This window comes from Pedobacter frigoris, from assembly GCF_005116445.1.
Lineage (GTDB): Bacteria > Bacteroidota > Bacteroidia > Sphingobacteriales > Sphingobacteriaceae > Pedobacter > Pedobacter frigoris.
The window spans coordinates 981875-996452 of the sequence record NZ_SWBQ01000001.1 but is presented as its reverse complement, the minus strand read 5'-3'; the positions used below and the strand labels follow the sequence as shown (position 1 = coordinate 996452).

Here is a 14578-nt window from a genome sequence, read left to right as displayed (position 1 = left end):
TAAAACACCAGGATTTAAGCAGTACTTAAGCGAATTAAATACCAGTCCGTATTAAACCACAGTATAACACTAGCTATTTGGTTTACTCACGAAACGGTTGCCTTTCACATAATACCTCCAGGGCAGTAAGGCATGATCGCCCGCATAGTCGACACCTACCCGTGGGGAAGAAACGATCTCATCGTCATTGAAGCTAAGACCTTTGTCCTCTATCCAGATTTCATCTCCGCCAAGATCCTTTGCATTCAACCCCCTGTCAATGCCCATAGCTTTAGCTAAGGCACCAGGCCCGGCTGTAAGATTTGGTTTTAAAACAGGCATATTTCTTCTCTCCTGCATCACATCCAATCCTTCCACCGGCTCCAGCCCTCTAATCAGCACGGCATGAGGTATCCCCTGAGGTGCTGTAACTACGTTAAACAGGTGATGGATACCATAACAGAGGTATACATAAGATAACCCTCCCTGCTCATACATCACTCTGGTCCGGTCTGTAAATCGGCCGCCATAGGCATGTGACGCTTTGTCCTCTACACCTTTGTAAGCTTCAGTCTCCACGATGATGCCACCGGTAAGCACGCCGTTGACACAAGTGTATAACCGTTTACCCAGCAGTTGCACTGCAAGCTGGTTTACTTCTATATTCTGATAAAATGATAGTGGTAACTTAGCCATTAAGCAGGTTAATTATTTCCTTCAAATACTTTGCATCAACTTCATCAAAATGAGATAGATATTGACTATCTACATCTAGTACACCGATCACCTCATCTCCTTTATATAAAGGCAATACGATTTCCGATCTGGAAGCTGAAGCACAAGCAATATGCCCGGGAAAAAGATCTACATCCGGAACAATCAGCGTTTCGCGCTGCGCCCATGAGGCACCACAAACGCCCTTACCTTTTCTGATCCTGGTACAAGCTACAGGCCCCTGAAATGGGCCAAGCACGAGTTCTTCTCCCTTAATCAAATAAAACCCTACCCAAAACCAACCAAATTGCTCCTTCAAAGCAGCCGCAATATTACCGAGGTTGGCAATCTGATCTTCCTCTCCTGTAATCAAAGCCTTAATTTGTGGAATCAGCGTCTTATACTGAGCCTCTTTATCTGCGTCTTTTAAGATTTCTAAATCCTCTGCCATTAGTTTATAATTGAAATTTCTTTTTATTGAACTGATAGCAAAAGTAATAAAGTCTATCTTAGAAAAATTCAATCTGCTGTCATGTTTCAGCGATTACTAAAGTGCTGACTTCATGGGCACCTTGTTCACACCTTGTCATTAGCTAGTTCGCAAAACGGTACTTATTAGCGACGGAGGTACGCACCAGGTAATAATCAGGTAATATCGAGCTACGACGCAGCCCCTATTAACACTACTGCAAGTATGTACGACACTCAAATTAAAATAATTAGATTTGTGATTTTAACGACCATTGCCGGAACCGGCAATGTGTTTCTATCTGATCACTAACTTACATAAAAACAGAGATGAATAAAAAGACGCTAATTACCTCCCTACTGAGCTGCTCACTGTTAACCATCGGTGTATTGCAGTCAGGTTACAAGCCCTGGGAAGAAGGCATGTTTCCTTTAAGCGAAATCCACAAGCTGGACCTGAAAAAAGCAGGACTAAAAATAGACCAGAATGAGATATACAATCCCAATGGAACAAGTCTGGTTGATGCCCTTGTAAACGTTGGCGGATGCACGGGATCTTTCATTTCAGATCAGGGATTGATCATCACCAATCACCATTGTGCCTTCAGTGCCGTGCAGCAAGCCAGCACACCGGAACACGATTACCTGACCAATGGATTTGTAGCAAAATCACATGAAGAAGAAATTGAAGCAAAAGGATTAACCTGCCGTATTACCGATAGTTATGAAGACGTATCGGATAAAGTAATGGGTGCTGTAGCGCAAATCGAAGATCCAGCCTCCAGACTACAACTCATCAACAACGCAATGAAAAATATCGTTGTGGAAGCTGAGAAAAAAGACCCTTCCATCAAAGCTGAGGTATCTGAAATGTTCATCGGAAAGACCTACGTACTGTTCCGCTACAAGACCATACAAGACGTAAGATTGGTATATGTACCAAACCGTCAGATTGGTGAATACGGCGGCGAAACAGACAATTGGGTGTGGCCTCGTCATACAGGCGATTTCTCTTTCATGCGCGCATATGTTGGCAAGGATGGCTCTCCTGCGAAGTATTCAAAAGACAATGTGCCTTATACGCCTAAAAAATTCCTGAAAGTAAATCCAAAAGGAACTACTGAGGAGGACTTTGTGTTCATATTGGGTTATCCCGGCAGAACCTTCCGCCACAGACCTGCACAATTCATTGAATATCAGCAGAAGTTTGTGCTCCCTTACACCTCAGATCTATACGATTTCCAGAATACAACCATGGAAACCGTAGGCAAGAAAAATAAGGCTACAGAGATCAAACTGGCCACCAGGATTAAAAGAAATGCCAATACGCTAAAAAACTACAGAGGTAAGCTACAGGGATTGAAAGGCATAGACCTGATCGCACAAAAGAAACAGGAAGATGCTGCCCTATCCCAATTCATCAATAACAATGCGGATGTAAAGGCCAAATACGGGAGTCTGATGACCGACATCGATAACCTTTACAAACTCATCAATGGTGATGCACAAAGAGACCTTTGGCTGTCGCAGATCTACAGCTCTACCAGCTTACTAGGGGTAGCGAGAAACATAAACACGTTTAAAGCCGCTTATGACGCACAGCCGGCGGCACAAAAACAGGCGTTTTTTGAACAGAACCATCCGAAGCTAAAGCAGAACCTGGCCGCCATCTATGATGCTTATGAAATAGATGCCGACAGAAAGATCTTCAAGAGAATGATGAGTGATGCAGCAGCGTTTAATTTTACTCAAAAAGTGAATGCGGTAGATAAAATCAGCAGCAAAGGATCGAACGGCAATACCGTGATAGACCAATACATCGACAATACTTTTGGCTTGAGTAAACTAAAGGATGCAGAATATGTATTGAATACCTTAATCCAATCACCTAAATCGATCAGCACATATAATGATGGCCTGCTTCTTTTTGAAACAGATCTATCTAAACAAATAGCTGAACTGAAACCGGAGAAAGACCGCAGAGAGGGGCTTTTGAATAAACTGATGGGCGATTACGTGAATGTAAAAGAGAAATTCCTGAAAAAGGATTTCATTCCGGATGCCAACAGCACACTGCGCCTGACTTACGGATACGTGAGAGGCTACTGGCCGGCTGATGCATCGTACATGCGCCCCTACACGACCATAAAAGGAATCCTGGAAAAAGGCACGACCGGCAACCCTGAGTTTGCATATCCTCCACAAATCAAGGCGCTATGGGATGCGAAAGATTTTGGGCCTTTTGTAAAGAAAGACCTGAATGATGTACCTGTTTCATTCCTGTACAACATGGATACTACAGGCGGCAACTCCGGCTCTCCTATCATGAATGCTTACGGAGAACTGATTGGAGTAAATTTTGACCGTGCATATGGCGCTACGATCAATGATTACGCATGGAATGAGAGCTACAGCAGATCTATCGGGGTTGATATTCGCTATGTACTTTGGGTAGCCGCAAAAATCGACAAGGCAGACTTCCTGCTCACCGAAATGGGAGTCAAACTTTAAAACAATTGAAATAACCGACAGCCGTCCCTTAATTGAGGACGGCTTTTTTTTAATCAATTTAATCTTCACCATCTTTAAATAAATCACATGAGAGTAATAGCAGAACTTCCACATCCGGACTGTAAGATCACCTTGTTCAATATGAACCAAAAATACATCGTCAAATTTGAGCAGGGAACATTAGAGCAGAGTTATAAATTATCAGAATTAGACCTCACCGGAGGAGGGGCAAACGAGATCTTCCAGATGCTGGATGAAGCTTTTATAGCGACTGTTGTGGAGCGTTTTAAAACGATGAGAAGCGATTTCTCTGCAGCGTATGACCGTCAGCAATATTAACCCAAATAAAACACATAAAATACTGTAAAACAACAAGATAAAACTACAATCAAAATAATATTCTGTATTTAGACGCTGTTTTCATCTTAAAAAGTTCCTTTATGTAAATAAATACTTAAAAATCATTGATTTAAATCGCTTGAAATACAGCACGTTAAAAACATCAACAATATTAAATTCTGTTAGTGAAAATAGCCAAATAAATGAGAGGTTTGGTAAAAACGCAATCTAATTATACCCGTTTATTGGTATTGTTTAATTCGACAAATTTTGTGAATATTTGCAACTTATAAATATAAACTAAAACCAAATTACATGAACATTAAAATCTCTACCCTATTTACATCAGCAGTTGCCTTGATGATTGCTTTTTCATCATGCAGCAAAATTAAAGAAGCAACACAACGCGACATTTCTATCAGTCCAGCAGGTGTTACTTTCACTGTGCCAATCATCACATCTTTAAATGCAGGTACTACAATCGGAACTGTTCCGGTAACTATGGATTTGGATGCTTTGATCAAAGCGCAAGCTTCTAAGTTTGGCATCAGCAATGTAAAGAATGTAAGAATCACCGGCGTTAAGATCAAACTTAATGATTCTGATGCAACGAACAACTTTGCAAACCTTGAAAACCTGAGCGCTACTATTAAGTCTAATACTTCAGAAGTTGTTGTAGCTTCCGTGACCGGTAATGCTGACGCAGAGAAATCTGAACTGACTATCCCTATCACAGGAGGTAATGCAGAATTGAAAAGCTTTGTGACTGCTAGTTCTTTTAGCTATGTATTGACTGGTAAAGCAAGAAGAGTAACCACAAAACCTTTGAGCGCTACTGCTACATTTACTTACACGCTTACTGTGGGTTTATAAGACAAAATACTACGGCAAAATTTGCTGTATTAAAGGGCTGTTTGAAAAGATAGTCCTTTTTTATTGGGGACAACCCAGCAGACTGTTACCAAGGGGTAATCAAGCACGCAAATCCAAAGCTTTGATCTTAACCTAAAAATTGCTATATTTGCAAAACGGGTTTATAAATCACAAAAACTTTTTCTCTAATTGTAATTATCTGCCGGTCAGGCCTTGACCGGAAGTCCAATTTCTCCACGACACTGGCCCGTTGCCGCCGGGATAATCTGCAAAAAGATAAATAGAGAAAGGTTATTTTTTAACTAATACATTGAATTTATGGCTAAATCTCAGGCTACCTTCATGAAGAAGCAACTGGAAAAAAACAGACAAAAGAAAAAAGAAGATAAGGAACAACGCAAATTGGAGCGTCAGCAGAATTCGTCCGGAGGTGATCTAGACAGTATGATGGCGTATGTAAACGAATTTGGTGAAATCGTTTCTACTCCTCCGGAAAAAAAATAGTCTGCATAAAAAACAAAAAAAGGCAATGATGTTTCATTGCCTTTTTTTATAGTTCAATTTCCTGATCCTATTTTCGCTGTGCTTTTTCCCAGATCACAGATTGCTCCCCAAAGAAATACCTGATCAATCCTGCCAGTACCGCATAATTCATCACACAGAAATAATAGGGTATAAAAAGGATCTTTACCCTGAGCTTCCGTGCTTCCAATAACTTACCTAGATAAGCAGAGAGATAAAACAGTACTTGTCCGCCTAGTAAAACGACATATAAAGGATTTGCTTCATTCACTACGATACATACGTTTAAAACAAAGGAAAGGATCATCAGGAAAGGCGTGATTGTCCACCTCAGTACGCGGTGACTTATATACTGAAAAGAAAGCAGAGGATATCTGAAGGGATTGAGCAATGCACTTAGCCAAATCACCGACTGTATTCCGCCGGCTGCAATCCTGATTTTCCTTTTCAGCTCTTCTTTAATATTTGCCGAAGACGTCTCCTGAGCATAAGCTTCAGGTTCATAAACAATCACATATCCCTTTTCAGCAATGCGCATAGAGATCATAAAATCATCGAGCACGCTATTTGAGGGAACAGGTTCATAAAGGCTTTTGCGGATGCTGAACAATTCTCCTGCCGCACCTACCACAGAATACAACTCAGAATCCCACTCCTTTAACTTAGATTCATATTTCCAGTAAAACCCTTCTCCAGCTGTAGCATCAGCTGCCTCATCGATCATTACACGCTTCTCTCCTGCTATGGCACCCACTTTCTGATCTGCATAATGACGACAAATCAGCACAAGCGCATCCTGGTTTAAGAAAGTATTGGCATCAGTAAAGACAATCACCTCAGAGGTCACCTGAGCTATGGCGCGGTGTACCGCAGATATTTTGCCTTTACGTTCGGGCGAATGCAGCAATTTGATCTGAGGATATTTCGCAACCAGTTCCGGAGTATTGTCTGAAGAACCATCAGTGACAAAAATCAGTTCTAGCTTACCCTGCGGATAGTTAAGTTGTAATGTGTTGGCAATCTTTTGCTCTATGAAATCAGACTCATTGTAGGCAGCGACAATAAGCGTACAGGTCGGCAACTCGTCAAAACCAGACATTTTTCTACGTGTCTTTTTAAACAGCCTCTTGATCCTGATGAGGAAATATAATAATATTCCATAGCCGAAGAAGGTATAGAAAACCAGGAACAGGGAAACCCAAAATGTCATTTTCATTATTACTTTAATCTAAATCCTAAATCCCGGCTATTTGTTTTATTGCGGATGTTCCAGAAGATGGCAGACCACAAGACCTTTGTGAAACCAGCAGTACCCGCTGCCAGGTATTTTAGCATATTTCTGGGAACTACCAGCAGCATGAAATAAATATAGAAGACCATGCGCTGAAGTGGCTTTGCATTGCGTCTTATAAACAGAATTCTGTTGCGGTTCATAAAAAACTCTTTTAATGCACTGTTTTTACCAACAGAAAGCGATTCTTTATGGTAGATCAATCCATTGGTGTCGACCCAGATCTCATAGCCCGCATCTTTGATGCGTTCGCACCAGTCCATTTCTTCATAATAAAGGAAGAAATTCTCAGCCATAGGACCTGCCTTTTCCAGCGCTTCGCGTCTGATCATCATTGCTGCCCCATGGATAAAACCAGTTTGTTCTATTTTATTATGGTATTGCCCGCTATCTGTTTCAAACTGCCCAATGCAGGCATTTCGACAGGTGTAATAATCCATTGGCGTAAAGCCAGCGTACTGGATGATTTTCTTATTATCAAAATAATTGATCTGGGGCGAAATAATGCCGATTCGCTCATTTTTCTTTAAAGTATCAGCTAAGGTTTCTATCAAACCAGGCGTAACTTCTGTATCATTATTGATAAGAAAAAGATACTCTCCCGTAGCGTGAGCAATTCCAAGGTTATTTCCACCCGCAAAACCTAAGTTTTTTTCAGAACGTATGTATTTGATATTCTGATAATCTCGTTTAAAGTAAAGTTCATTATCAATAGGACTACCATTATCAACTAAAATTATTTCTATATTAGCTATAGCATAATATTGATATAAAGAATTAAGCAATTCTATTGTAGCCTGTGGCTGAAAAAAGTTTACGGTTATAATCGATATTGAACTCATAAAATATTAATACACCCTCAAAGTAGACTATTTTGGCTGATAAAAACAAACTTATTCAAGATCTGCGGCATTTTGAACAGCTTGAAGCTAAAGATCAGGAACTGATTCATAAGCTCAATGAGTTTATCGCGCTGCTTGAGGGCAGTAAAATAGACACTGAGAATATCCATGGGATCAAAACAAAGATCAACCAGGCACTGGATAAAAAGCTGACGGGCAAAGAGCTGATCAAACAAATCCAGGACGTATCCTCATCAGACGCCAGCAAATTTGATCAGCTGAGCCAGCTCGAAGATCTGTTGAACAATAACTACATTGATTCCGTTCAGGCAAAAAAAATTGGCTTCGGCAAAACAATAGTTAATATCGTAAAGCTTATTATCGGGTTTTTATTTGTTACATTGGGCTTTGCCATGATCATTATGCCCGCCCCGCCCTATTTTGAGATGTTCGTGATCTTCAATTTTAATGCCGACGACGGTTTTACATTAATGGACCTCATCTCACTCATCATCATCGTCATTGGAATTTATATTGTTCTGAATTCGTTAATCCACAAGAAAAAATATGAATAAGCTCATTTTACTTGTTGATGATGACATTGTGCAGCTGAAGCTGTTTGAAAAGCTCTTGACCAGCAACGGCTATACCTGTAAAATTGCATTGTCTGTTGATGAAGCAGAGCAGTTGCTGATGGATGAAACACCTGACCTGATCATATCAGATTACCAGATGCCGGTAAAGAACGGGTTTGATTTCAGGAAAAAACTGCTGAACAATGATTTATTTAAAAACATTCCCTTCCTGTTCCTCACCTCTGTAAACGACGATAATTTTATACAGCAAGGTCTGGACCTGAAAGCGATTGATTACATCAGCAAAGGAACGCCGTCCGCACATGTATTGTCTAAAATAGACAACCTGATGCAATCGGTCAGGGAACACTATGAGCGATCCCTGAGCGAGGTAAAAGGTATCGCAGAGAAACTAAACCTTAGAAATACGCCACAAAAGGCTCCTGAGTTAAAAAACTATGGCATCAGTTATTTCAATCAGACTTTTCAAAACCAGCCCGGCGGAGATTTTATCGATTTTATAACCATCGGCAACAGGTTTACGTTTGTGGTTCTTGGTGATGTAATGGGAAAGAAATGGGGAGCATGGTTTTTTTCATTCAGCTTCCTAAGCTATATCAGATCCGCTATCCGGCTTTGCGTTTATGACGGAAATTTTTCTTTATCAGAAATTTTAAGTAAATTGAACAAAGTAATTCATTCAGACGAAATCCTTAGCGATATATTTTCTACGCTGAGTATTGTGTTGATTGATGATGAAGAAGAAAAAATAAGTTACGCCGGCGCCGGTGATTTGCCTTTACTGAAGTATGAGAATGGACATGACGCTCTAAAAATTTACCAGTCAGACGGTATTCTACTCGGCTTTTCAGAATACAGTGATTTTAATGAAATCGAAATTGAGCTAAAAGAAGGTGAAGAGTTATATCTAATATCCGACGGAATGATAGATTTCGAAATAAACGGGGTTAAAAAGTCAGACCTGGGTTTATTAAAATCGAGACTTTATGAAATGAAAAAAAATGGAAAAACTGCTATAGATATTAAAAATAACCTGTTCAATAAACATACATCACAGGTTGACGATTGCAGTATTATTATTATAAATAAAAAGCGTACTAATAAAAGCTTGCATGATGAAGACAAGAAAACAGAAAATTGACGGTGTGCTTGCGATTGTTATTGAAGAAAGAGAAGCAAACCTTTCGAGATCAGAACAATTCAAAGAACTCGTGCAACAGGAAATAAATGCAGGAGAAAGAAAATTAATCATTTCCTTTATCAATGTTGATTACGTCGATAGTTCCTTTTTAGGTGCTTTAGTGGCGATATTAAAAAGCCTTCTTCCGTTGGATGGCAAACTCGTACTCATTGGCATGAACGACGACATAGTAAACCTGTTTCAACTTACCCGCCTTGACAAGATCTTTAGTTTAAAAGACTCTTTGGAAAATGCATTAAAGGAATTTTAGATGGAAAATTCATTCCCCATTATTGTAGAACTTGAAACACCCAGAAATGCCGACGATATTTTCACTTTTACTAAAAGTGTATTAGAGAAAATACTTAAGTATAAAGATCTTGATCTGGCACAACAGCGAAGAATTAAGCTGATTTTGATAGAATTGGTCACAAATTCAATCAAACATTCTTATGATGGCACTTCGCAGATTAAACTGGTGATCGATCACCCCTCTCTAACGATTCAGAAATTTGAAAAGGGGCTTCAAATTGAGTTTAGCTCCAGTTCACAGCAGATTCCTTTTGAAGATATTGATAAAACGTTAAAAATCAGTTTTTCAGAACAAAACAAACATCATATACAGACGCTAGACAAATACAAGTTTAGATTTCTGAACCCATATATTGAAAAAGGATTGAACATTGAACACATGCCTGAGCATTTCGGATTTTACATCATTACGCTTGCTTCAGACAGCTTCATTTATCAGTACGACCCTGATGTTAAAGAAAACAGATATATCGTAAATATAAATACCTAACCGTTATTTTTAATACAAATATTACATTTAACATACAATCAACATAAACTCATACTACACGACAAATCTCAAAAAGATAATTCGTTTCACAAACGGATAAGTACCTACGCGCACATATTGCTCAATTCCCCATTTTTGCGGGTATAATTTTCCCCGATTTGTCATGAAAAACATTGTAAAAATGACAGTTCTTCCTGAAAATATCAGAAAAAACAGTTCCTATCCATTAAAACTAGAACATTCTCTTAATTTCCCCAATTTCAGGGTTTTTCGGAATGGTATTTGAATATCACGAGATATATCATTAATTAATAATAAAAATGAACAAAAAGTTACTTTCGTTTATATTAGGATTCACCATTCTTTTAGGTGCCTGTAAAAAAGACAATACCGTTGAAAACAATGAAGGCAAAAATATCACAGACATTGTGGTGCCTGCTGACTTTCAATGGCAAACTTCAAGAGATGTAAATTTCAGCATTGGCATTAGTGATTCCCGTTTCCAAAATTTACTGCACGTGATTGCAATTTATTTAACTGATCCTTCAAAAGGAGGTACTCCTGTGGCTAAAGGTTCGGCTTCGTTAATTACTCCATTTAATGCCAAGCTTTCTGTTCCTTCGACAATTAAAGAAGTTTATGTGATAAAAACTGCTCCTGACGGCTCTTCAGTTACAGAAAAACTTTCATTGATATCTAATAAGGTTTCTACCTCTATAAGCTCCGTGAGCAGCGCAATTAACAGGAAAGTAGGTGTTGTAAATGTAACTGCAGATGCTGAGCCGGAATGTATTAATTCAACTACAAATACGAATATTGATGTACCAAGCAGTTCGAGTGTAGTTTGCTTTACAGCTTCGAGTGATGTGACAGTCAATGTAACCGCAAATAGCGGTGGTACATTAAAATTAAGCGCCCCCGGTAAGACCATCACTGTTGGAACATTTAACCACAGTAAACTGAAAGTGTACGTGTCAACTGGTACAACAGTAAAAATTAATAGTGACCTTAACCTATCTTCTTCTGAAGAATTTACCAATAATGGCACAATAAACGGAAGCGGGTTTATTAATGGTGGTAGATTTGTAAACAATGGGGCGGCAACATTCACAGGTAACTTTAACCTGAACGGAAATTCAACAACCATCAATAATGGAACATTTACTGCTCCTTCGTCAAACCTAAACAGTGACCTTACCAATAATGGTACATTTACTTTTAGCGCTCTGACCATTAATGGACAAGGCTTACTTAACAACTATTGCAAGCTTAACGTGACCGGAAACCTGGTTGTAAACAAGATCTTGAACAACTATAAACTGGTTGTAGTGGGTAATGAAACTGAGGTGAACGGAAACGGTGAAATTAACCTGTATGATGGTGCAATGTTCCAGACCAACAACCTTACGAAATTGAATGGTACGGTAAATGGACAGGGAGCTACGTCGTTGTTTAAAGTAGTTACCAATGTGGGAGATGATGTTTTGAACAACAATGGTTATTTCAAAGGAGCACTTCAATATTGCGGAACTAAAGACATCGAGGTTAACCAGAACAACAAAAAACACTTTAGTGATGGCGCTACAAAGGGCTGTGGGGTTTACATAGCTAAAGATGGATGTAATACTATAGGTAACGGAACTGCTCCTGCCCCGGTAAAACCTGATACGGATAATGATGGTGTAATAGATGAACAGGATGCATATCCTAGTGACCCTACTAAAGCTTTTAACAACTATTCATTAAATTATAATGGTGGGGGTTCAACTGTAGCTTTCGAAGATAGCTGGCCTTTAAAAGGTGACTATGACTTAAATGATGTTGTGCTTTCATACCGTTATCTTGTGGTAACGAACGCTGCCAACAACGTGGTAAGACTTCAGGCTGAATGGAATTTATTGGCTACAGGCGGTAATTTCCGCAACGGCGCTGGTATACAGTTCAACCTGCTGGCAAATTCAGCCAAAAACTTCAATGCTTCCAACGGTTTATCACCAGAAGCAGGTCAGGATAGTCTTGTTGTGATCTTATTTACCGACAGCCGTGCAGAGCAGGCAAACTGGAATACAAAACCAGGGGTAACGGTTTCTCCTTCTAAAACTTATACATTTAGCTTTGATCTGGAGAATGGACCTTCATTACAGACATTCGGTATCAGTTCTTACAACCCATTTGTGTGGAACAATACAACGGGATTTGGAAGAAGTTATGAAGCGCATTTATATGGCAAGAACCCTACAAAACTGGCAAAGAACAGTAATTTATTCGGAACTGGAGATGACAATTCAATAAATGGCAAATTCTACGGAACAGATAAAAAACTTCCCTGGGCTATTGAATTGCCTATCGCTCCTTTCCAATATCCGGCTGAGCAAAATTCAATTGCTGATACTTACCTTAAGTTCTCAGACTGGGCAATGTCTGGCGGAACAACCGACCAGGACTGGTATAGCAATACAGCTTCCGGTTATAGAAACAATGCAAAAATATTCTCTGCAAATTAATAGTAATTTCCAGAGTCATAAAAAAAGGGCAGACTATACAGTCTGCCCTTTTTTTATGGTGAATCAGATTAATCTTTTAAGACCGGCTTGAACGTTTCGAAGAAAACCATTTCTTAATGACATTGTCTATCTTCTTTAAATACCTGTGATTTTCGCCGATCAGCTTAAAGTCATTCCATTCTGTCAATTTAAGAAAAGAAAAAAATATTCCCTGATACTCGGGACTGTAGGTATAAGACTGATAAATAGGCTTTCTTTCTGTAAAGTGAATGAGATTGGGCAAAACATCAGGTGCACTGGCAGCAAAAGTATTCCAACTTGGATCAATGTGAAACCAATTATCGGCAAATACAACATTCAAACCATACTGATCCGGATAGTTTAAATAGGATTTATTCTTTTCTATACAATCGATAACCTTTTGAGTGGTATTGTTCTTTTTCCATTCATCAATATCAATCAACAATAAGCCTGTATTAAAGTAGGCGGCATTTCCATCCAGACCCAGTTCCTTATAATTTTTTATGCCCCCCCATGAATTGTCAAATGTTTTAATTTTTGGATCAAGAACAGCTCCTATTGGAAATGATTTAAGATCTGTATGATACAATGTGCTGATCTCACTGAGTACAATCATGTCAACATCAAGATAAAGCACCCTTTTTACCTCTTCTCCGATAAAAGCGGAAAAAAATAAGCGCATATAAATATTTAGAGGGTACGATGTTTTATCTGCAGGAAGCTTAACCGATTTGGACATGATGGATTTCATATCATGCCAAATGATATTTATCGATTGATTGCGGAAGGAAGAATTGAATTTATTTCTATTGGCATCGCTGATATGATCACCAACAATATTCATGTCGATAATTTCCTCCGAATGGTGGTTGATTTCTATTGATTTAAGTAAAGCTGCAAGTAGGATCAGATAGTGATTATCCGTTACCGTAACAATAGTTATTCTTCCTTTCGGACTCATAGTGACACTTGATGTTTTTCATTTTTAATTCATACTTTGGGATGCCTATAAATATACGATTTTTAGACCTTTCTATCTTCACTTTTCCAATTAAAATACAATAATAAATGGCTTTAAGAAACATTTTTATACCTTTATCATGCAATTATTGAATCAAAAGAAAATGAGGTCCATTAGAATTCCAAAAGACATTAACTATTACATTAACAATAGTTTAAGCAAAGAAGAAATGTGTCTCAAGGCAGCCGAAGCATACAAAAACCTGAATACTCAGGATCCGCAGATCAGTATCGTAATGCCGGCATATAATGAAAGTCACAATATCGTTCCTACACTATGGTCTCTTTGTGCAAATAACACAAAACTGGGTGTGGAAATCATCGTTTCCAATAACAATTCCAGTGATGACACCGGGGCTCTTGCAAGCGCATGCGGAGTAACCTGTATATTTGAAGGTAAGCAAGGAATTACTTTTGCAAGAAATGCAGGTTTGGAGGTGGCCCGGGGAAAATATATTGTAAATGCTGATGCTGACACTATATATCCTAAGGACTGGATAGAAGAAATGGTAAGGCCACTGATCCAAGACGAGAACACCGCAATCACTTATGGCCGGTTTGCTTTTATACCCATCGGATCAACCGGAAGGTTTACCTATTTTTTCTATGAGTACCTGGCTGAGCTTTCACGCTGGTACAATAAAAAGGTAAAAGATGAAGCTGTGAATGTTTATGGCTTTAATTCTGCTTTCAGAAAAGAACAGGGATTACAGGTAGAAGGATTTAACCATCCTCCCGGGACAAACGAAGATGGATGGCTTGCTGTGAAGCTCAGAGAAAAAGGTTTCGGAGTTCCTCACTATGTAACTGCAATAAAGGCAATGGTATGGACAACAGACAGGAGAATCCAGATCGATGGAGGTCTATTTAAAGGAACTATCAAAAGGGCTAAAAGACTCCTGAATTTGGGGTAATT

The 14578-nt window shown here is 39.0% G+C and carries 15 protein-coding genes; 10 read left to right on the top strand and 5 right to left on the bottom strand.

What is annotated here, in order from left to right:
• Positions 1-69: 69 nt before the first annotated feature.
• Together FA047_RS04415 and FA047_RS04410 are read right to left on the bottom strand one after the other, a co-directional pair.
• A complete protein-coding gene (locus FA047_RS04415; protein WP_136834755.1) occupies positions 70-675 on the bottom strand; it encodes a DNA-3-methyladenine glycosylase in 606 nt (201 codons plus the stop codon).
• Positions 668-1144 (bottom strand): GAF domain-containing protein, encoded by a 477-nt coding sequence (locus FA047_RS04410; protein WP_136834754.1) that lies wholly within the window; start codon positions 1142-1144, stop codon positions 668-670. The genes FA047_RS04415 and FA047_RS04410 overlap by 8 nt, the downstream gene beginning before the upstream one ends.
• Positions 1145-1491: 347 nt before the next feature.
• On the opposite strand from FA047_RS04410, the gene FA047_RS04405 reads away from it, so the two are divergent.
• The 4 genes from FA047_RS04405 to FA047_RS04390 all read left to right on the top strand — a co-directional run bounded on the left by FA047_RS04405 (position 1492) and on the right by FA047_RS04390 (position 5388).
• The gene (locus tag FA047_RS04405) at positions 1492-3672 is read left to right on the top strand and encodes a S46 family peptidase (protein ID WP_136834753.1); all 2181 of its coding nucleotides are present in this window, start codon (positions 1492-1494) and stop codon (positions 3670-3672) included.
• A gap of 87 nt (positions 3673-3759) precedes the next feature.
• Positions 3760-4011, top strand: coding sequence for a hypothetical protein (locus FA047_RS04400; RefSeq protein WP_136834752.1), 252 nt, complete (start codon positions 3760-3762; stop codon positions 4009-4011).
• Between the two features lie 315 nt (positions 4012-4326).
• Positions 4327-4884, top strand: a complete 558-nt coding sequence (locus FA047_RS04395) for a hypothetical protein (protein WP_136834751.1) — start codon at positions 4327-4329, stop codon at positions 4882-4884.
• Between the two features lie 318 nt (positions 4885-5202).
• A complete protein-coding gene (locus FA047_RS04390; RefSeq protein ID WP_136834750.1) occupies positions 5203-5388 on the top strand; it encodes a hypothetical protein in 186 nt (61 codons plus the stop codon).
• A gap of 67 nt (positions 5389-5455) precedes the next feature.
• Here the strand turns inward: FA047_RS04390 and FA047_RS04385 are convergent, their stop codons facing one another.
• Both FA047_RS04385 and FA047_RS04380 read right to left on the bottom strand, forming a co-directional pair.
• Positions 5456-6622, bottom strand: coding sequence for a glycosyltransferase family 2 protein (locus FA047_RS04385; RefSeq protein ID WP_136834749.1), 1167 nt, complete (start codon positions 6620-6622; stop codon positions 5456-5458).
• A gap of 2 nt (positions 6623-6624) precedes the next feature.
• On the bottom strand, positions 6625-7539 hold the full coding sequence (locus FA047_RS04380; RefSeq protein WP_136834748.1) for a glycosyltransferase family 2 protein: 915 nt from the start codon (positions 7537-7539) through the stop codon (positions 6625-6627).
• Positions 7540-7571: 32 nt separating this feature from the next.
• On the opposite strand from FA047_RS04380, the gene FA047_RS04375 reads away from it, so the two are divergent.
• The 5 genes from FA047_RS04375 to FA047_RS04355 all read left to right on the top strand — a co-directional run bounded on the left by FA047_RS04375 (position 7572) and on the right by FA047_RS04355 (position 12621).
• Positions 7572-8114 (top strand): hypothetical protein, encoded by a 543-nt coding sequence (locus FA047_RS04375; protein WP_136834747.1) that lies wholly within the window; start codon positions 7572-7574, stop codon positions 8112-8114.
• Entirely contained in the window at positions 8107-9276 is a 1170-nt protein-coding gene (locus tag FA047_RS04370; protein ID WP_136834746.1) for a SpoIIE family protein phosphatase, read from the top strand. The genes FA047_RS04375 and FA047_RS04370 overlap by 8 nt, the downstream gene beginning before the upstream one ends.
• The gene (locus tag FA047_RS04365; RefSeq protein ID WP_136834745.1) at positions 9248-9586 is read left to right on the top strand and encodes an STAS domain-containing protein; all 339 of its coding nucleotides are present in this window, start codon (positions 9248-9250) and stop codon (positions 9584-9586) included. Before FA047_RS04370 ends, FA047_RS04365 begins: the two co-directional genes overlap by 29 nt.
• Complete coding sequence (locus tag FA047_RS04360; protein ID WP_136834744.1) at positions 9587-10117, top strand: hypothetical protein; 531 nt, start codon at positions 9587-9589, stop codon at positions 10115-10117.
• Between the two features lie 320 nt (positions 10118-10437).
• Positions 10438-12621 (top strand): LruC domain-containing protein, encoded by a 2184-nt coding sequence (locus tag FA047_RS04355; RefSeq protein WP_136834743.1) that lies wholly within the window; start codon positions 10438-10440, stop codon positions 12619-12621.
• Positions 12622-12697: 76 nt separating this feature from the next.
• Here the strand turns inward: FA047_RS04355 and FA047_RS04350 are convergent, their stop codons facing one another.
• Positions 12698-13603, bottom strand: a complete 906-nt coding sequence (locus tag FA047_RS04350) for a glycosyltransferase family 8 protein (RefSeq protein WP_136834742.1) — start codon at positions 13601-13603, stop codon at positions 12698-12700.
• 139 nt (positions 13604-13742) lie between these two features.
• On the opposite strand from FA047_RS04350, the gene FA047_RS04345 reads away from it, so the two are divergent.
• On the top strand, positions 13743-14576 hold the full coding sequence (locus FA047_RS04345; RefSeq protein ID WP_136834741.1) for a glycosyltransferase family 2 protein: 834 nt from the start codon (positions 13743-13745) through the stop codon (positions 14574-14576).
• Positions 14577-14578: the final 2 nt, after the last annotated feature.

Excerpts from the sequence above, each read along its gene's own strand:
- FA047_RS04410 (WP_136834754.1), bottom strand. The coding sequence starts at position 1,144 with ATGGCAGAGGATTTAGAAATCTTAAAAGACGCAGATAAAGAGGCTCAG.
- FA047_RS04390 (WP_136834750.1), top strand. The coding sequence starts at position 5,203 with ATGGCTAAATCTCAGGCTACCTTCATGAAGAAGCAACTGGAAAAAAAC.
- FA047_RS04395 (WP_136834751.1), top strand. The coding sequence starts at position 4,327 with ATGAACATTAAAATCTCTACCCTATTTACATCAGCAGTTGCCTTGATG.
- FA047_RS04400 (WP_136834752.1), top strand. The coding sequence starts at position 3,760 with ATGAGAGTAATAGCAGAACTTCCACATCCGGACTGTAAGATCACCTTG.
- FA047_RS04345 (WP_136834741.1), top strand. The coding sequence starts at position 13,743 with ATGCAATTATTGAATCAAAAGAAAATGAGGTCCATTAGAATTCCAAAA.
- FA047_RS04365 (WP_136834745.1), top strand. The coding sequence starts at position 9,248 with ATGATGAAGACAAGAAAACAGAAAATTGACGGTGTGCTTGCGATTGTT.
- FA047_RS04380 (WP_136834748.1), bottom strand. The coding sequence starts at position 7,539 with ATGAGTTCAATATCGATTATAACCGTAAACTTTTTTCAGCCACAGGCT.
- FA047_RS04405 (WP_136834753.1), top strand. The coding sequence starts at position 1,492 with ATGAATAAAAAGACGCTAATTACCTCCCTACTGAGCTGCTCACTGTTA.
- FA047_RS04370 (WP_136834746.1), top strand. The coding sequence starts at position 8,107 with ATGAATAAGCTCATTTTACTTGTTGATGATGACATTGTGCAGCTGAAG.
- FA047_RS04355 (WP_136834743.1), top strand. The coding sequence starts at position 10,438 with ATGAACAAAAAGTTACTTTCGTTTATATTAGGATTCACCATTCTTTTA.
- FA047_RS04360 (WP_136834744.1), top strand. The coding sequence starts at position 9,587 with ATGGAAAATTCATTCCCCATTATTGTAGAACTTGAAACACCCAGAAAT.
- FA047_RS04415 (WP_136834755.1), bottom strand. The coding sequence starts at position 675 with ATGGCTAAGTTACCACTATCATTTTATCAGAATATAGAAGTAAACCAG.
- FA047_RS04385 (WP_136834749.1), bottom strand. The coding sequence starts at position 6,622 with ATGAAAATGACATTTTGGGTTTCCCTGTTCCTGGTTTTCTATACCTTC.
- FA047_RS04350 (WP_136834742.1), bottom strand. The coding sequence starts at position 13,603 with ATGAGTCCGAAAGGAAGAATAACTATTGTTACGGTAACGGATAATCAC.